Annotated in this window: 15 protein-coding genes; 12 read left to right on the plus strand and 3 right to left on the minus strand. The window is 59.6% G+C overall.

The genetic code is table 11. From position 1 onward, the window contains the following. Positions 1-24: 24 nt before the first annotated feature. The 3 genes from LCH65_RS23405 to LCH65_RS23415 all read right to left on the minus strand — a co-directional run bounded on the left by LCH65_RS23405 (position 25) and on the right by LCH65_RS23415 (position 5154). On the minus strand, positions 25-1446 hold the full coding sequence (locus LCH65_RS23405; protein WP_072367053.1) for an HlyD family type I secretion periplasmic adaptor subunit: 1422 nt from the start codon (positions 1444-1446) through the stop codon (positions 25-27). Then, positions 1439-3601, minus strand: coding sequence for a type I secretion system permease/ATPase (locus tag LCH65_RS23410; protein ID WP_072367052.1), 2163 nt, complete (start codon positions 3599-3601; stop codon positions 1439-1441). The genes LCH65_RS23405 and LCH65_RS23410 overlap by 8 nt, the downstream gene beginning before the upstream one ends. Before the next feature lie 146 nt (positions 3602-3747). Further along, the gene (locus LCH65_RS23415) at positions 3748-5154 is read right to left on the minus strand and encodes a TolC family outer membrane protein (RefSeq protein WP_226439839.1); all 1407 of its coding nucleotides are present in this window, start codon (positions 5152-5154) and stop codon (positions 3748-3750) included. Between the two features lie 188 nt (positions 5155-5342). Between LCH65_RS23415 and LCH65_RS23420 the strand changes: the two genes are divergently transcribed. The 12 genes from LCH65_RS23420 to LCH65_RS23475 all read left to right on the plus strand — a co-directional run bounded on the left by LCH65_RS23420 (position 5343) and on the right by LCH65_RS23475 (position 17495). Further along, entirely contained in the window at positions 5343-5972 is a 630-nt protein-coding gene (locus LCH65_RS23420; RefSeq protein ID WP_003430735.1) for a DUF1780 domain-containing protein, read from the plus strand. Further along, complete coding sequence (locus tag LCH65_RS23425; protein WP_003430737.1) at positions 5969-6502, plus strand: MOSC domain-containing protein; 534 nt, start codon at positions 5969-5971, stop codon at positions 6500-6502. The genes LCH65_RS23420 and LCH65_RS23425 overlap by 4 nt, the downstream gene beginning before the upstream one ends. A 216-nt stretch (positions 6503-6718) precedes the next feature. After that, the gene (locus LCH65_RS23430) at positions 6719-8017 is read left to right on the plus strand and encodes an NAD(P)/FAD-dependent oxidoreductase (RefSeq protein WP_003430739.1); all 1299 of its coding nucleotides are present in this window, start codon (positions 6719-6721) and stop codon (positions 8015-8017) included. A gap of 763 nt (positions 8018-8780) precedes the next feature. After that, positions 8781-9995, plus strand: coding sequence for a methyl-accepting chemotaxis protein (locus LCH65_RS23435; protein WP_032609089.1), 1215 nt, complete (start codon positions 8781-8783; stop codon positions 9993-9995). 9 nt (positions 9996-10004) lie between these two features. Next, complete coding sequence (locus tag LCH65_RS23440) at positions 10005-10373, plus strand: response regulator (protein ID WP_002553206.1); 369 nt, start codon at positions 10005-10007, stop codon at positions 10371-10373. A gap of 23 nt (positions 10374-10396) precedes the next feature. Beyond that, on the plus strand, positions 10397-10687 hold the full coding sequence (locus LCH65_RS23445; protein ID WP_226439840.1) for an STAS domain-containing protein: 291 nt from the start codon (positions 10397-10399) through the stop codon (positions 10685-10687). A gap of 46 nt (positions 10688-10733) precedes the next feature. Then, on the plus strand, positions 10734-12845 hold the full coding sequence (locus tag LCH65_RS23450; protein ID WP_226439841.1) for a chemotaxis protein CheA: 2112 nt from the start codon (positions 10734-10736) through the stop codon (positions 12843-12845). 30 nt (positions 12846-12875) lie between these two features. Further along, entirely contained in the window at positions 12876-14531 is a 1656-nt protein-coding gene (locus tag LCH65_RS23455; protein WP_054082221.1) for a methyl-accepting chemotaxis protein, read from the plus strand. 36 nt (positions 14532-14567) lie between these two features. Further along, on the plus strand, positions 14568-15107 hold the full coding sequence (locus LCH65_RS23460) for a chemotaxis protein CheW (protein ID WP_005745466.1): 540 nt from the start codon (positions 14568-14570) through the stop codon (positions 15105-15107). 9 nt (positions 15108-15116) lie between these two features. Next, a complete protein-coding gene (locus LCH65_RS23465; RefSeq protein WP_003371237.1) occupies positions 15117-15926 on the plus strand; it encodes a CheR family methyltransferase in 810 nt (269 codons plus the stop codon). Continuing rightward, the gene (gene cheD, locus LCH65_RS23470; RefSeq protein WP_058396828.1) at positions 15923-16456 is read left to right on the plus strand and encodes a chemoreceptor glutamine deamidase CheD; all 534 of its coding nucleotides are present in this window, start codon (positions 15923-15925) and stop codon (positions 16454-16456) included. Before LCH65_RS23465 ends, cheD begins: the two co-directional genes overlap by 4 nt. Next, the gene (locus LCH65_RS23475; protein WP_003430751.1) at positions 16419-17495 is read left to right on the plus strand and encodes a chemotaxis response regulator protein-glutamate methylesterase; all 1077 of its coding nucleotides are present in this window, start codon (positions 16419-16421) and stop codon (positions 17493-17495) included. The genes cheD and LCH65_RS23475 overlap by 38 nt, the downstream gene beginning before the upstream one ends. The last annotated feature ends 14 nt before the right edge of the window (positions 17496-17509 follow it).

Consider the following 17509-nt stretch of genomic DNA (forward strand, 5'->3'; position numbering starts at 1 on the left):
ATATTAAAAAATGAATCTACAGCTCTAGCGCTCCCTCAAACTCTCCAACGCATGCTGCTGCAACGGACTCAAAAAATACTCAATCACCCGCCGCTTATTGGTCTTCACTTCCGCCGTCACTGCCATGCCCGGTGACAACTTGATGTCCACACCATTCACATTCAGCGTGTTGCTGTTTAGGCGGATCTTGCTGCTGTAAATCAACCCGCGCTTTTCATCTTCGATGGCGTCGTTGGAGACGCTGATGACTTCGCCTTCGATCGTGCCGTACTTGGTGAAGGTGAAAGTCTCGACCTTGACGGTAACGGGCTGACCGGCGCGGACGAAACCGACGTCCTTGTTTTCCAGCATGGCTTCCACTTCCACCGGCTGGCCGTCGGGGACCAATACCATCAGCGGTTGCGCGGGGGTGACAACACCGCCGACGGTATGCACGGCCAGTTGCTGGACGGTGCCGTCTACGGGTGCTTCGAGGGTCGTGAGGTCTTCCTGATAGCGGGCCTTGGTCAGGTCCTGATTGAAAGATGCGATCTTTTGATCGGCTTGCTGCAGCAAGTCGAGCATGGCGCGGCGGGTCTGGGCGACTACGCCTTCGCGACGGCGTTCTGCTTCCTGGCGGGCGGCGGTGGATTGCAGAACGCTGGCTTGCTGTACGCTCAGTTGGCGTTCCAGGTCCAAGCGAGCCTGCTCCTTTTCCAGATAAGCGTGGCGGGCGATGTACTGCTTTTTCAGCAGGTTTTCATAGTCGCTGGCCAATTTGGTGGCGATGGGCAGGGTTTTCTGCAGGCTCGTGACTTGAATACGCGCCGCCTGAATGTCTGCCTGACGTTGCTGAATCTCGGCATCGACCAGGTCAAGGCTGCTGCGGTACTCCTGATACTGGCCCTGCAGCCAGCGCTCAGCCGCCAGCACATGCATCGGGTCGGCATCAACAATGGTGCCAGTCAGATCCCGAGGCGGTTTGCGCTGGTTGATTGCATCGAGCATGGCGGCCGCTCGGGCACTGTCGATACGTGCAGCCAGCAAATCACTGCGGACGCGTCCGACATCAGCATCGGCTGATGTGGAATCCAGCTCCAGAAGCAACTGACCGGCCTTGACCGATTGCCCGTCATGCACATGAATCGCCTTGACCACCGCCGTTTCACTGGACTGAATGGTTTTGGTCTTGCCGCTGGGGATGATCTTGCCGCTGGCGGTGGCGACTACATCAATCTTGCCCAGACAGGCCCACAGCAGCGCCAGTGCCGCGAACGCCATGATCGCCCACATGAAAATGCGCGGTGCGGGGTGGCTGGGTTTGTCCTGCAACTCCAGCGCGGCGGGCAGAAACTGCACTTCATGCGCCAGGCGCTTGGGCGCGTCCATTTCTCGACGCTGTCGCCAGGATTGCCGCCAGACACGGCGATAGCGTTGTAACAGTCCGCTGGATTCGGCGTTAGACATGGCTGCCTCCTTGCTGCAGGCGATGGAGGCGCGAGTAGTGACCGGCTTGATGCGTCAGCAATTCGGCATGAGTGCCCTGCTCTACAATTTGCCCGCGATCCACGACGACGATGCGGTTGGCATCGCGAACGGCAGACAGCCGATGCGCGATGATGATTACCGTGCGCCCCTTGCAAATGGCCTGCATGTTCTGCTGAACAATGCGCTCGGACTCATAGTCCAGCGCACTGGTGGCCTCGTCGAAAATCAGGATGCGCGGGTTGCCCATCAGCGCGCGGGCGATGGCGATACGTTGGCGCTGACCACCGGATAACGACGCGCCGTGCTCGCCGACCATCGTGTCGTAGCCTTCCGGCAGCTCAAGGATGAAATCGTGGGCGCCTGCCAGTTTGGCCATTTGCATCACGGCTTCCAAAGGCGCTCCGGCATCACTCAAGGCGATGTTTTCGCGGATGCTGCGGTTGAACAGCATGTTGTCCTGCAGCACCACGCCGATCTGGCGGCGCAGGGAAGAGACGTCTGCCAGCGCCAGATCCATGCCGTCGACCAGCACCCGACCGCGCTCTGGTACATAGAGGCGCTGTAACAGACGCGTCAGTGTGCTTTTGCCAGAGCCGGAGCGCCCCACCACACCGATGACCTGGCCTGGCGTGATAACCAGATTGATGCCACGCAGGATCTCCGAGCCATCCGGACGATAGCGAAAATGCACCTGGTCGAACTCTATGCGCCCCTTGATCGGCGGCAATGCACTGCGGTTGACTTGCGAGAGTTCGTTGCGGGTATTGAGGATGTCGCCCAGACGCTGAACCGACACACCGGTCTGCTGGAAGTTGGTCCACAGCTGCGCAAGGCGCATGATCGGTTGGGCAACACGCCCGGCGAGCATGTTGAATGCAATCAACTGGCCGACCGAAAGTTGGCCGTCGATTACCAGGCGCGCACCGAACCACAAAGTTGCGACAGTCACCAGTTTGCCAATCAGAGAGACACTTTCGTTGGCAATGGTCGACAGGTTCTGAGTTTTGAATCCGGCAGCGACATAGCCCGCCAACTGGTTATCCCACTTGCGAATGGCTTGAGGCTCCACTGCCATCGATTTAAGGGTGTCGATGCCGTTAACCGTTTCGACCAGAAACGCCTGATTCTCAGCACCTCGGGCAAAACTGTCGTTAAGGCGTTTGCGCAACACAGGAGTAATGAGCACCGACACCAGAATGTAGAGCGGCAGGGACAACAGCACGATCAAGGTCAGCCAGCCGCTGTAGTAGAACATCACCGCAATGAACACCACCGAGAACAGCACATCCAGCAACAGGGTGATGGCATTGCCGGTCAGGAAGTTGCGGATGTTTTCCAGTTCTCTCACCCGTGCTACCGAATCGCCCACGCGGCGTGCCTGGAAGTACGATAGCGGCAACGTGATCAAGTGACGAAACAGCTTCGAACCCAGCTCTACGTCGATGCGGCTGGCGGTGTGTGCGAACACATAGGTGCGCAAGCCAGACAAGGCCGACTCGAACAGCATCACACCGGCAAGGCCGATGGCGATAACGTCGAGGGTGGTCAATCCGTGATGGACAAGTACCTTGTCCATCACTACCTGGAAGAACAGCGGTGTGATCAGCGAGAAAATTTGCAGGACGAAGGAAACCAGCATCACTTCGCCCAGCAACTTCCGGTACTTGACGATGGCAGGAATGAACCAGGTGAAATCGAAACTTGAAGACTCGCCCGGCGTTCCGGCCTCCGAGCGAATGAGCAGTAACTGGCCTGTCCAACGCTCCTGCAAGGCCTCGAAAGTAACAACCTCGGGGCGTTGAGAAAGAGGGTCGTGGATGAGCGCCTTGCCTTGATCAAGACGCGCAATGATAAAGAATCCACCGTTATTGTCCGCTGCTATCGCGGGAAGTGGTGTACGGTCCAAACGCTCGGTGGTGGTCCTCGCAGCCTTGGCTTTCAAGCCGAGTTTACGGGCCGCCAGTAACAGGCTGTCCTGCGACAGATACTGGTCAGGGCTGCCAAACTCATGGGCAAGTTGCTCTGGCGAGGCGGCCACCTGATGGAAGCGCGCAAGCATAACCAGCGAAGCCAGTCCGGTGTCGAGGCGAGGGGCATTATCAGGCGTCTGAGCGCCTATTTCCGAATCATTCATAGCGCTTCCCTGCCGACATGCCACTGGTAGGCAAATCTGATCAATTTGCTAAATAATGGCAACAGGCCATCCGTGATGCGCGTCACACTTTTAGAATTTAATGCACCCGGATTGCAACTGTTCAGCTACGCACTCAAAAAATGCATCTAAAGACCCGGCGGTAAAAAGTCCTTGGCCGGGTCGTAGTCCTGCTTTAGATAGATCGCCAGCGCCCTAAGATCATCAGGGCTCAGCGTACCCGCTGCCTGTTTAAGCTTGAGGTTGTCGAGAATGTAGTCATACCGGGCATTGTTGTAATCACGAACTGCGGCATACAACTGACGCTGGGCATTGAGTACGTCGGCGATGTTGCGCGACCCCACATCAACGCCGACCTGATTGGCTTCCACGGATTTCTGACCGGAAACGATGCTTTGGCGTCGGGCTGCAATCTGCTCTATGCCCGTATTGATGCCGCGAAACGCATTACGCGTATTCAGCACCACTTCGCGGCGGCGGTCTTCCTGTTCGTCCTGGCTCTGATAAAGACGCTCGGTGGACTCCTTGATCTGGGAGTTGGTCATTCCGCCCGAGTAAAGAGGGATATTGAGTTCAATGCCGATGCTGCTTTGGTCAACATTGTCGCGATAGCCGTTAGCACCGAAGTCAGTCGGGTTGCTGTAGCCAAAGCTGTCGTTATCACCTTTGCGATAAGAAGCAACAGCGTCAACCGTGGGGGCATGCCCGGCTTTACGCTGATTAAGTGTTTGCTCGGCAGCACTAACTGCACGCTCGCTGGCTTGCAGCTCAAGATTCTGCCGCACGGCAACGTCGACCCAGGCTCGGGCGTCATTGGGTACGGGAGCCTCAACCGGCATCTGGTGCCTCATGCCTGCAATTGACGTGTAGCTGTGCTTGGTCAGGCGTTCCAGCGCTTCATAGGCATCATCTACTTTTCGCTGCACCAGTTGCCGGTTGGCGCGAGCATTGTCATAGGCGGCCTGGGCGTCATACACGTCAGTGATGCTTGAAGCACCGTCTTCCAGTCGGCCCTGAGCCTGATCGCGCTGACGCAACAGCGCAGCCTCTTCCGCCTGAGCGGCTGCGAAAGCGTCCAGTTGGCGCAGTGTTTCGAAGTAGGCCTGGGCAGCAGTCAGCAGCAGGTTTTGCTCTTTGGCGGACAGCTCAAGCTCCGCCTGATCCACGCTCGATTGCGCAGCCTTCAATTGAAACCAGCGATCAATGCGGAACAACGGCTGACTGAGATTCGCACGAAACGTTGTGCCACTTCGCTCACGGCTCAAGGAAGGCTCGTCCCGCTCCAGACGGGTAACTTCAGACGTTGCCCCGGCGGTGAGATTCGGCAGCAGGCCTGCCCGAGCCTGAGGCACGGCTTCGCGTTGCGCGTTATAGGCATGACGTGCGGCAGACAATTGCGCATCGTTAAGTGATGCTGCCTGATAAACACTCAGTAAGTCAGCATGCTGTTGAGCTTGCTCTCGAGCGAACACAGTTTCGCCGCACGCACAGGCGCAGGTCAGGATCACCAGAACGAGCGGGGGAAAGGGATTCATCTACGTTCCATGCGAAAAGAATTCCTGAGTGCCATTAAATTGGCTTGTCATGAGTTCGGCGTAAACGAAGAAAGCTTTAGTCGGCTGAAAGGTTTTTTCGCTGACGCTCAAGGTCCAAGCGAAAAACTACCGAAAACACCTCAGTCTTTGTTTATCACCTTCACATTTGGGCGGTAAGCTAGCGCCCTATGGATGACTCAGACTACCTACGCCTGTTGACGATCCAGGCCGAACAAGCCAACGCCTTTCTTTCCAATGCGCGGAAGTGGGAGCGTGAGCGCTGGGTTTGTCAGCGCCTGTTGCAGGGGCTGAACATTGCGCATCGCAATGAGGACTTCACGCCTGCCACTCAGGAGCCGCCGGATGTGCTGTTTCGTGACGGGCGTTTCGAGGTGTTTTTCGTGCTGGACGAGGGGCGGCGTCTCAATGACGAGTGGCGTGAGGAGCTGGCGCGACGACGTAGCGCTTTTTCGTTGAGCCAACTGGTACGTCGGGAGGCCAAGCCCAAGCGGATTCCCGCCTCTGAACTGCTGCACCGACTTGCCCCTACCCTGCGCAAGAAATCCACCAATTATCGCGAACGCGGCATCGACTTGGGCGGGCTGGATATCATCGCCTTCGCCAGCCTCAAGCGCGAGGTGCTGGACCTCAACAGTCACTTTCCACCACCGACCGAATACCTGCGTCAGGGCTGGCGCTCGTTGTCGCTGGTGGGGCCGACCTTCGCTCGGGTATTGTTCGCGCATCCCGGCGCTCCGGATTTTCTGCGTACCAATCTGGGGCGCAGTGTCGTTTTCGATGTTGGAATCAGTTTATGAGCCCCTTGCAGGAACTGCTGGCCGATGTGCCTCAACAAGGTCGCGTGCGCTGGATAGGCGTGCGTCCGCAATCGCGGGTCGAGATGATCGAGCTGGATGCCGTGGAAGCGCGTCGCGAAGCGGGTCTGACCGGCGATCACTCGCGGCCCGGCCCGCGCAATGCGCGGCAGGTGACGCTGATCCAGTGGGAACATCTGGCGGTGGTTGGCTCGTTGCTGAACCGCGCGGCGGATAACCCCATCGTGCCGCAGGATTTGCGGCGCAATCTGGTGATCAGTGGCATCAACCTGTTCAGCCTGAAGAATCGACGCTTCCGGATCGGTCAGGCGATATTCGAAACCACCGGCTGGTGTCAGCCGTGTGCGCGACTTGAGCAGCGCCTTGGTCACGGGACGTTCCAGGCGGTGCGTGGGCATGGCGGAATCACTGCGCGAGTGTTACAAAGCGGCATCATCCGCCTGGACGATGTGTTGCAGGTCGAGCCGCTGGAAATCACTGATCCCTGGCCCCCTGCCCGTCAGCACGCTTGAGACAACGCATAAATTGAGCAGCCACCTGAACCCGGAACCGCAAAGGTGTGTCGAAGAGTACCTTCAGGCACACCGGGATCCAGTCGAGCGCAGGCCGCTCCTGAACCGGACAGTGTGGTGATGAACCCTTTATTGAGCCTTCTGACGCTATGAGCTGCCTTGCGCTCGCGAAGATCGAGCTCCCCCCGAATTCCTTAAACCTTCCGAGTAATCCTTATGACGCATCGTATTGTTATCGTTGGCGGAGGCGCTGGCGGTCTGGAGCTGGCTACCAGTCTGGGCAAGACCCTGGGCAAGAAAGGCACGGCCAGTGTCACGCTGGTTGATGCCAACCTGACGCATATCTGGAAACCGCTGTTGCACGAAGTGGCTGCCGGTTCGCTCAACTCGTATGAGGACGAGTTGAACTACGTGGCTCAGGCCAAGTGGAACAACTTTCAGTTTCAACTCGGGCGCATGACCGGTCTGGACCGCGCCAGCCGCCAGATTCATCTGGCCGAGACGCTGGATGAAAACGGCGCAGAACTGGTTCCGGCACGCAGCCTGGGTTACGACTCGCTGGTCATCGCCGTGGGCAGCACCACCAACGACTTCGGCACCAAGGGCGCGGCAGAACATTGCCTGTTTCTCGACAGCCGCAAGCAGGCCGAGCGCTTTCACCAGCAACTGCTCAACCACTACCTGCGCGCCCACGCCGGTCAGGCCGACAGCGCGCAGGAAATCACCGTGGCCATCGTGGGTGCCGGTGCAACCGGTGTCGAGCTGGCGGCAGAACTGCACAACGCGGCGCATGAGCTGGCGGCTTACGGGCTGGGCCAGATCAAGCCGGAAAACCTGCGCATCACGGTGATCGAAGCCGGTCCACGGGTGTTGCCCGCGCTGCCTGAGCGCATCGGCGCGCCGGTGCACAAGACGCTGGAAAAACTCGGTGTGACGGTGCTGACCAATGCGGCAGTCAGTGAAGTGACGGCTGATGGTTTGATCACTGCTACCGGGCAGGTCATTCCGGCGAGCTTGAAGGTCTGGGCGGCAGGTATCCGTGCCCCGGCCTTCCTGCAGGAACTGGATGGCCTGGAAAGCAACCGGATCAATCAGTTGCAAGTGCTGCCGACGCTGCAAACCACCCGTGACGAAAATATCTTCGCCTTCGGTGACTGCGCGGCCTGCCCGCAAAAAGGCACCGACCGCAACGTCCCGCCGCGCGCTCAGGCCGCCCACCAGCAGGCGTCCTTGCTGGTCAAATCGCTGCGCTTACGGATCGAAGGCAAGACGTTGCCTGAGTACACCTACAAGGACTACGGCTCGCTGATCTCGCTGTCGAGCTTCTCGGCGGTCGGCAATCTGATGGGTAACCTGATGGGCAGCGTGATGCTTGAAGGCTGGCTGGCGCGCATGTTCTATGTATCGCTGTACCGCATGCACCAGATGGCGCTGTACGGCACCTTCCGTACCTTGATGCTGATGCTGGGCAGCAAGATCGGCAAAGGCACCGAGCCGCGGATGAAGCTGCACTAAGGTACGCCAGACGAGAGGCGTACGGGAGAACACCGCCGTGCCCGTGCTTCGCGTGGGCATGCCGTTCTGGACGCGCTGCGTTCGCTCTTGACTGTGCGACGCAGCGTAGAACTTGCGACGCAGAGCGTCGTGAAATGCATTCCCACGCTGGAGCGTGAGGAACGATCACCTCACTATCGTGCGGCGCTCTGCGTCGCATGCCATTCCGGACGTTCCGCGTCCTCTTGCGACGCAGAGCGTCGTGAAATGCATTCCCACGCTGTAGCGTGAGGAACGATCATCTCACTATCGTGCGGCGCTCTGCGTCGCATGCCATTCCGGACGCTCCGCGTCCTCTTGACGACGCAGAGCGTCGTGAAATGCATTCCCACGCTGGAGCGTGCGGAACGATCATCTCACTATCGTGCGGCGCTCTGCGTCGCATGCCATTCCGGACGTTCCGCGTCCTGTTGCGACGCAGAGCGTCGTGAACTGCATTCCCACGCTGGAGCGTGAGGAACGATCATCTCACTATCGTGCGGCGCTCTGCGTCGCATGCCGTTCCGGACGCTCTGCGTCCTCTCCTAAGTGAATCCGACTGTTCTGCCAACGCGTTTGCTGCGCCGACTTGCGGTGCCCCGAATACCCGCTATTTTTAACAGGATCGGGTTGTGCGCCAAGCAATCGGACGGAAGGCTCTCGTACTGTTATCAAGTTTGTCTGCGGCGCGCAGATAACCATTGAGTCGTGTACAACGCTGCACTGTTCAGGGATCGAACCCATGATGTCGAATCAATTCAGTAGCACTCCTGCGCAACGTCATCCGCGTTTCATCTGGTTCTCACTCATTCCCGTCGTCCCCGCCATTGCCTGGATTCTCTCTCAGTTCGGCATGGGTACCGCCAATCTGGTGGCTTGCGCTGCATTGCTGGTGATCGGTTTCGGCGCTTGTGCCTGGTCTGCCCGCTCACAGCAGAACGAAGTGCGCCACGCAGTGGCTCAGGCGCTGGACCATCATCAGGTACATAGCGCTCAAAGCAGCGCCATGGCCTCCAGCGCCCAGTTCAATGAAATCCTCCTTGGTGCCATGCCGATCTGGGCCAAGCAGGTCGAAAGCTCGCGCCAGCAGACCGAAACCGCCATCGTCGAGCTGAGCACGCGTTTCATGGGCATTTCCGAGCGCCTGCAGGAAACCGTGCAGGCGTCTCAGCACGCTGCCGGTGAACTGGACGGTCAGAACGCCGATGGTGCGCTGAAAGTGTTGTCGCAGAGCGACAGCGAACTAAGCCGGGTAATCGACTCGCTCAAATCCACCCAGGCCAGCCGCGACCAGACGCTCTCCCAGGTGCGCAGCCTCACCGCCTACACCGGCGAATTGCGCACCATGGCCGCCGACGTTGCAGCGATTGCCGCACAGACCAACCTGCTGGCCCTCAACGCGGCCATCGAGGCAGCGCGTGCCGGTGAAGCGGGCCGTGGCTTTGCCGTGGTGGCCGACGCGGTGCGCAGCCTGTCGAGCAAGTCCAGCGAAACCGGTCAGCAGATGTCCGCCAAGGTCGACATCATCAACAACGCCATCACCCAGCTGGTGCAGGCTGCATCGAGCGGCGCCGATCAGGACAGCCATTCGGTGGCCGCTTCCGAGCAAAGCATTCAGAACGTACTGGAGCGCTTCCAGAGCATCACCGGTCGCCTGGCCGAGTCCGCCGACCTGCTCAAGCAGGAGAGCTACGGGATTCGCGACGAAATGACCGAGGTTCTGGTGAACCTGCAGTTTCAGGACCGGGTCAGCCAGATTCTCGCCCACGTACGCGACAACATCGACTCGTTGCACGCGCACCTTCTGCAGGCTAGCCAATCCCCTGATGAGGCGGTCGCCATCGACGCCCGGCAATGGCTGGCGCGCATGGAGTCCACCTACGCGACCGACGAGCAGCGTCGCACTCACCGAGGTGAATCGGCAGCACAGCAGGATTCGCAGGAAATCACGTTTTTCTAGGAGTAAATCATGGCTAAGAGTGTATTGGTGGTCGACGATTCAAGCAGCGTCCGGCAAGTCGTCGGTATCGCGCTGAAGAGTGCCGGATACGACGTTATCGAAGCCTGTGACGGGAAGGATGCACTGGGCAAGCTCACCGGGCAGAAAGTGCACCTGATCATCAGCGACGTGAACATGCCGAACATGGACGGCATCACTTTCGTCAAGGAAGTGAAGAAGCTGGCCAGCTACAAGTTCACGCCCATCATCATGCTGACCACCGAATCCCAGGAATCGAAAAAGGCCGAAGGTCAGGCCGCAGGCGCCAAGGCGTGGGTCGTCAAACCGTTTCAACCGGCACAAATGCTCGCAGCGGTTTCCAAGCTGATCCTGCCCTGAGACCCAGGCCCCTGGAGGCCAGCATGCCCACGCCAGACGAGAGCACCAACGACACTGCACGCGTGCAGATAGACGGCGAGTTGACGATCTACACCGTGACCGAATTGGCCGCCAGGCTATTGCCACAGATCGGCGCTGCAGCACGCCTGGAGGTTGATCTTTCACAGGTCACCGAGATGGACGGCGCCGGCCTGCAACTGCTGGCAGTGATTCAGCGCGAAGCCGGCAAGACCGGGACTTCGCTGCACCTGACCAGGCAAAGCAAGGCGGTCAGCGAAACCTTCGAGTTATGTAATCCGGGTGTGGTGCTGTAGCGCGTCCAGTTGCAGTACGGCCCAGTGATCGATCAAGGAAGTCATCGTGAGTATTAATCTCGATCAGGCACAGCAGACGTTTATCGTTGAAGCGCGTGAGCTTTTGCAGGCCATGGAGGAATCCCTCCTGCAACTCGAAAGCGAGCCCGGCGACCAAGACGCGATCGGCGCGGTTTTCCGCGCAGCGCACACCATCAAAGGCTCGGCCGGACTGTTCGGGCTGACGCCTATCGTCAGTTTTACTCACATCGTCGAAGACGTGCTGGATCGTCTGCGTGAAGGCAGCGTTTCGGTAAGCGCCGAGCTGATCGCCGTGCTGCTCAAATCCGGTGATCACATGCTTGAGTTGATCGACGTGGTTGCCAGCCGTGGCGAGCAGTTGCAGCCGCCTGCCCTGGAGCGTGAGGTGGCGTTGCGTCAGGCATTGCAGGTCTTCCAGGCACCGGCCAGCGCCGGGGCCGCTGACAGCACTAGTGCGTCGGTCGTCAGTGATGATGAACAGTCAGCCGAGGTGCTCTGGCATATCTCGCTGCGCTTTGGCGTGGATGTGTTTCGCAACGGCATGGACCCACTGTCGTTCCTGCGCTACCTCAATACCCTGGGGCAGATGGTCCAGGTCACGACGGTAACCGACGGTATTCCAGCAGTTGAGGCGTGGGACCCGGAATCCTGCCACTTGGGTTTCGAGATCGATTTCCGCTCTGCTGCCGGGCACGCCGCAATCAACGAAGTCTTCGATTTCGTACGTGAAGACTGCGCCGTGGAAATCACCCCGGTGAACGAGACGCCAGACCACCTTGAGCCTACCGGCACCGAACTGGTCTCGCAGCCCGAGCACAGCCCTCTGGTGGCCAGCGGCGAACTGCTGGGCGATCAGCGCGCAGTGCCTCGTACGCCCGCAACGGCAACGGCAACCGCTGTAGAGCGCCCTTCTTCGGCCAGCGAGCAGAAAAACAAGGATGGCCGCTATGTGCGCGTCAACGCCGACAAGCTCGACGAGCTGATCAATCTGGTCGGCGAGCTGGTCATTGCCAGCGCTGGTGCCAGCCTGCTGGCCAAGTCGTGCGACAACGACCCGCTTCAGGAAGCCAGTTCCACCGTATCGGGGCTGGTCGAGCAGATTCTGGATGGCGCGCTGCACCTGCGCATGATCCCCATCGGCGATACCTTCAATCGCTTCCGCCGTGTGGTGCGCGATGTCAGCCAGGAACTGGGCAAGGACATTGACCTGATCATCAATGGTGCGGAGACCGAACTGGACAAGACCGTCGTCGAAAAGATCGGCGACCCGCTCATGCACCTGCTGCGCAATTCCATGGACCACGGCATCGAGAGCGCCGAAGCACGTCGCGCAGCAGGCAAACCGGCCAAAGGTCATTTGAGCCTCAACGCGTACCACGACTCGGGCAGCATCGTCATTGAAATCGCCGACGACGGGGCCGGACTCAACCGCGAGCGCATCCTCGACAAGGCCCAGCAACGCGGACTGGTGGCGGCCGGCGCAAGCCTCACCGATCAGGAAATCTACAACCTGATTTTCGAGCCAGGCTTTTCCACTGCCGAGGCCGTCACCAACCTTTCGGGGCGCGGTGTCGGCATGGACGTGGTCAAGCGCAACATCACCTTGCTGCGCGGCACGGTGGATCTGGACAGTCAGCCCGGTCAGGGCACCATCGTGCGCATCCGCCTGCCGCTGACGCTGGCGATCATCAACGGTTTTCTGGTCGGTATCGATCAGTCGACGTACGTGATCCCGCTGGACATGGTGCAGGAATGCATCGAGCTGGACGAACACAACCGGCAGTTGACCCGCGACAGCGGCTACCTGGACCTGCGTGGCGAAGTGCTGCCGCTGGTCTACCTGCGTGACCACTTCAATCATGAAGGCCCGGCCGCCAGGCGCCAGAACGTGGTGGTGGTGCGTTACGCAGAGCACAAGGCCGGTCTGGTGGTCGATGACCTGCTTGGCGAGTTCCAAACCGTTATCAAACCTCTGGGCAAGCTGTTCGGCGCGCTGCGCGGCATCAGCGGCTCGACGATTCTGGGCAGCGGCGCGGTGGCGTTGATTCTCGACATACCCGCCCTGCTCAACCAGATCGTACACATGGAGGCCCGCTCGACCCAGGCGCCTCAATCCCTGTTGCCCACTTCTCGCTGACGGATTCGCAATTCCCAAGGAGTTACTTCAATGAAATGGTTCTACGATCTGAAGATTTCCACCAAGCTGATTACCTCGTTTCTGGTGGTTCTGGCGTTGACCGCGGCCATGGGAGTCTTTGCCATCATCCAGCTCGGCCAGGTCAACCAGGCCGCTCAGGACATCAAGGAAAACTGGATGCCGTCCATGCGCGCGGCTTCGGGCATGCGCTTCTTCGCCGCCAACTATCGCTTGAAGGAAAACCGCCACATTGCAGCCGACACCGCCCAGGAAAAGGCGCAGATGGAGCTTGAAGCAGCGGACTCTCGCAAACAGTTCGAAACCCGCCTGGCCACCTATGACAAGCTGGTGGTCAGTGACGAAGATCGCCAACTGTTCAATGGCGTTACCTCGACATGGGCTGCGTACCTCAAGAGCAGCAACGAGTTGTTCGACATGTCCCGTCAGGGCCTCGAAGCCCAGGCACGAGCGCTGCTGAAGGGCGAGTCCAAAACGCATTTCGACGAAGTGACCAGTCAGTTGCAAAAAATGGTCGAGCTCAACGACGCCGGGGCGACTGCTGCTGGTGACAAAGGCACCACGCTGTACGAAAACGCACGCATCTCGATCGTCGTCGTGCTGGTTGCAGCCTTGTTGATCGGTCTCGGCCTGGCGCTATTCATCGCCCGGATCATCTCCCGCCCGCTGAAAGAGGCTGCAACGGCCGCCGAGCAGTTGGCAGAGGGCAACCTCAACGCCCACATCGGCCACGGTTCCAAGGACGAGACCGGCATGGTGCTCAACGCCATGCGCAACATGGTCGGCAAGCTGTCGCACATCATCGGCGAAGTGCGTAATGCCGCCGACAACCTGGCCAGTGCCTCGGAAGAAGTCAGCGCCACCGCTCAGTCGATGAGCCAGGCCACCAGCGAGCAGGCCGCCAGCGTCGAAGAGACCAGCGCGTCGGTCGAGCAGATGAGCGCCAGCATCAACCAGAACACCGAGAACGCCAAAGTCACCGATGGCATGGCCAGCAAGGCCGCCAAGGAAGCCACCGATGGCGGCGAATCGGTGCAGCAGACCGTTGTGGCGATGAAGAAAATCGCCCAGCGCATCAGCATCATCGACGACATCGCTTACCAGACCAACCTGCTCGCCCTCAACGCTGCCATCGAAGCCGCGCGTGCCGGCGAACATGGCAAGGGGTTTGCGGTTGTGGCCGCCGAGGTGCGCAAGCTGGCCGAACGCAGCCAGGTGGCCGCGCAGGAAATCGGCGAGTTGTCGTCGAGCAGCGTGGACATGGCCGAGAAGGCCGGCAAGTTGCTGGACGAGATGGTGCCCTCGATCAACAAGACCTCCGACCTTGTGCAGGAAATCAGTGCTGCGTCGGAAGAGCAGGCAGCCGGTGTGGCGCAGATCAACACTGCCATGACCCAGCTCAACCAGGTCACCCAGCAAAACGCATCGAGCAGCGAAGAACTGGCGGCCACAGCTGAAGAAATGAGCAGCCAGGCCGAACAACTGCAACAGGCCATGAGTTTCTTCACCCTCGACGCATCGCCACGGGCCGTCGCGCAGAACGCTACGTTCGACAGCCGCAACAGCCCGAACCGTCAGCCTCCGCGCCCTCCACAGCAGGCTCCGCGCAAGGCATTTGCGCAAAGCATGGCGGGCGCCCCGGACGAATCGGAATTTACCCGTTTCTGATTGCCGGCTTCGATAGAGACTCCAAGGGAGAACGACATGGGCTCATTGGTCACGACTCGGCAGACCGCAGCGACGGTCGAAGAAGAGGCGCAGTACCTGACTTTCATGCTCGGTGGCGAGATGTTCGCCATCGGCATTCTGGGCATCAAGGAAATCATCGAGTACGGCAGCCTGACGGTGGTGCCGATGATGCCCGCCTTCGTACGCGGGGTGATCAATCTGCGCGGCGCGGTGGTGCCGGTGGTCGATCTGTCGGCGCGCTTCGGGCGGCAGAACTCGGATATCACTCGGCGTTCGTGCGTGATCATCATCGAGGCCAACAGCGAGGACGGCCAGCCGCAGGACATCGGTCTGCTGGTCGACAATGTCTCGGCGGTGCTGGAGATTCCGGCGTCGCAGATCGAGCCGCCGCCGAACTTCGGTGCGCGAATTCGCGCCGACTTCATCAGCGGCATGGCCAAGGTCGACGGCAAGTTCGTGATCGTTCTTGAGGTCGACCGCGTGTTGTCCATCGATGAAATGTCCAGCCTTGCCGAGGCAAGCCAGTCGCTGCCGCCCGACGTCGATGCGACGTGAGGTCTGCACATGCCTGATACAGCGTCGCTCACCGATCGCGAATTCGGCCAGTTCCAGAACTGGCTGTACAACGCTGCGGGCATCAAACTGACGCTGGCCAAGAAAGCGCTGGTCGCCGGCCGTCTGTTCAAGCGTCTCAAGCATTACGAGCTGGACAACTATGGCGAGTATTTCAAGCTGATCATGAACGATCAGCGCAACGGCGAGCTGCAAGTGGCGCTGGACCTGCTGACCACCAACGAAACGTATTTCTTCCGCGAACCCAAGCACTTCGATTTTCTGCGTCAGCAGGTGCTGCCCAAGGTCACGCACGGCAAAATGTTCCGTATCTGGAGCGCTGCCAGTTCGTCTGGCGAAGAGCCCTACAGCCTGGCCATGACCCTGGCCGAACAACTGGGCACCACGCCTTGGGAAGTGGTCGGTTCGGACATCAGCACCCGCGTGCTGAGCAAGGCGCGCAGCGGTCACTACCCCATGGAACGCACCGAGACGTTACCGCAACCTTTGCTGTTCAAATACTGTCTGAAAGGCATAGGTCGCCAGGAAGGGACCTTCCTGATCGACAAGTCGTTGCGCAGCCGGGTCAGTTTCGTGCAGGTCAATCTCAATGACACCCTGCCGGATCTGGGCGAGTTCGACGTAATCTTCCTGCGCAACGTGATGATTTATTTCGATCAGGAAACCAAAAGCAAAGTGGTGGCGCGGTTGATCCCGCGTCTCAAGCCAGGAGGCTATTTCATCATCAGCCACTCAGAAAGCCTGAACGGTGTAAATGACATGTTGAAAATGGTCTCCCCTTCGATTTACCGCAAACCATGAACACGCCTGTCGGTGTAGCCGAAATAGTGCTGGGGCCTGGCGAAGTGGTCTTTCAGACCCGGCCGACTCGCCTGCGCACGTTGCTGGGTTCATGCGTGGCGATTACCTTCTGGCACCCGTGGCGGCATATTGGCGGCATGTGCCACTTCATGTTGCCCGGGCGCATACGCAGGCATCAGCCACTGGACGGCAGGTACGCTGACGAAGCGATGGAAATACTCATTCGCCATGCGCTGGCCAATGGCACCCTGCCGGAGGAATATCAGGTCAAACTGTTTGGCGGCGGCGAAATGTTTCCAGCTCATCGCCATGACCCGCACATGCAGAACGTCGCTGACAGCAACGTTCATGCGGCGCTTGCGCTGGCCGAACAGCACCGCTTGAAGCTGATGGCTCAGGATCTGGGCAGCACCGGCCATCGCAGCATCATCTTCGACCTGTGGGACGGAAACGTATGGGTCAGGCACCAACCAATGGAAGCAATGGAAAAAGATGCCAAACAAAAAAATCAGCGTACTGCTGGTCGATGATTCGGCCGTGGTACGCCAGGTGCTGGTGGCCATTCTCAACGACACCCCCGATATTCACGTGATGGGTGCGGCGTCAGACCCGATATTCGCCATGAGCAAGCTCGCTCAGGAATGGCCGGACGTCATTGTGCTGGACGTGGAAATGCCGCGCATGGACGGCATCACCTTTCTCAAGAAGATCATGAGCGAGCGGCCAACACCGGTGGTGATCTGCTCGTCGCTGACCCAGAAAGGCGCGGAAACCTCATTGCAGGCGCTGTCTGCCGGGGCGGTGGAAATCATCACCAAACCCACCACCGGATTGAAGAACTTCCTCATCGATTCGGCTGCCGAGCTGGTTGCAGCAGTACGCGCAGCAGCCAACTCCAACGTCAGGAACCTCGGCAAGCGCACCGCCGCCCCAGTGCTGACCCCGGCCAGCAAACTGACCGCCGATGCCATTTTGCCGGCTGCCAGCGGCCATGCCATGGCACAGACCACTGAACGCATCGTCGCCATCGGCACCTCGACAGGCGGTACACAGGCACTTGAAGCGGTTCTGACGGCCCTGCCCCGCGTCTGTCCCGGCATGGTCATCGTCCAGCACATGCCGGAAAAATTCACCGCATCGTTCGCCGAACGCCTGAACAGCCTGAGTCAGATCGAGGTGCGCGAGGCCAGAAACAACGACCGCATCCTGCCCGGCCTCGCGTTGATCGCCCCCGGCGGCAAACACATGATGGTCACGCGCAGCGGCGCCTACTACCACGTCCAGGTCATCGACGGCCCGCTGGTCAACCGCCATCGTCCTTCGGTGGACGTGCTGTTTCGCTCGGTGGCCAAATTCGCCGGCAAGAACGCCACCGGCATCATCATGACCGGCATGGGCGACGACGGCGCACGCGGGCTCAAGGAAATGCTTGATGCCGGCAGCGCGACAGTGGCTCAGGACGAAGCCAGCTGCGTGGTATTCGGCATGCCCAAGGAAGCGATCAAACTGAACGCGGCGCAGCGGATCATCCCGTTGCAGGAGATTCATCAGGTGATCCTGCACCGGTGAACCCGAAGCTGTCG

The organism is Pseudomonas sp. MWU16-30316 (genome assembly GCF_020515645.1).
Taxonomy (GTDB): domain Bacteria; phylum Pseudomonadota; class Gammaproteobacteria; order Pseudomonadales; family Pseudomonadaceae; genus Aquipseudomonas; species Aquipseudomonas cerasi.

Coding starts and splice junctions, on each gene's coding strand:
- LCH65_RS23460 (WP_005745466.1), top strand. CDS start 14,568: ATGGGCTCATTGGTCACGACTCGGCAGACCGCAGCGACGGTCGAAGAA.
- LCH65_RS23455 (WP_054082221.1), top strand. CDS start 12,876: ATGAAATGGTTCTACGATCTGAAGATTTCCACCAAGCTGATTACCTCG.
- LCH65_RS23415 (WP_226439839.1), bottom strand. CDS start 5,154: ATGAATCCCTTTCCCCCGCTCGTTCTGGTGATCCTGACCTGCGCCTGT.
- LCH65_RS23405 (WP_072367053.1), bottom strand. CDS start 1,446: ATGTCTAACGCCGAATCCAGCGGACTGTTACAACGCTATCGCCGTGTC.
- LCH65_RS23465 (WP_003371237.1), top strand. CDS start 15,117: ATGCCTGATACAGCGTCGCTCACCGATCGCGAATTCGGCCAGTTCCAG.
- LCH65_RS23420 (WP_003430735.1), top strand. CDS start 5,343: ATGGATGACTCAGACTACCTACGCCTGTTGACGATCCAGGCCGAACAA.
- LCH65_RS23475 (WP_003430751.1), top strand. CDS start 16,419: ATGCCAAACAAAAAAATCAGCGTACTGCTGGTCGATGATTCGGCCGTG.
- LCH65_RS23430 (WP_003430739.1), top strand. CDS start 6,719: ATGACGCATCGTATTGTTATCGTTGGCGGAGGCGCTGGCGGTCTGGAG.
- LCH65_RS23410 (WP_072367052.1), bottom strand. CDS start 3,601: ATGAATGATTCGGAAATAGGCGCTCAGACGCCTGATAATGCCCCTCGC.
- LCH65_RS23445 (WP_226439840.1), top strand. CDS start 10,397: ATGCCCACGCCAGACGAGAGCACCAACGACACTGCACGCGTGCAGATA.
- LCH65_RS23435 (WP_032609089.1), top strand. CDS start 8,781: ATGTCGAATCAATTCAGTAGCACTCCTGCGCAACGTCATCCGCGTTTC.
- cheD (WP_058396828.1), top strand. CDS start 15,923: ATGAACACGCCTGTCGGTGTAGCCGAAATAGTGCTGGGGCCTGGCGAA.
- LCH65_RS23425 (WP_003430737.1), top strand. CDS start 5,969: ATGAGCCCCTTGCAGGAACTGCTGGCCGATGTGCCTCAACAAGGTCGC.
- LCH65_RS23440 (WP_002553206.1), top strand. CDS start 10,005: ATGGCTAAGAGTGTATTGGTGGTCGACGATTCAAGCAGCGTCCGGCAA.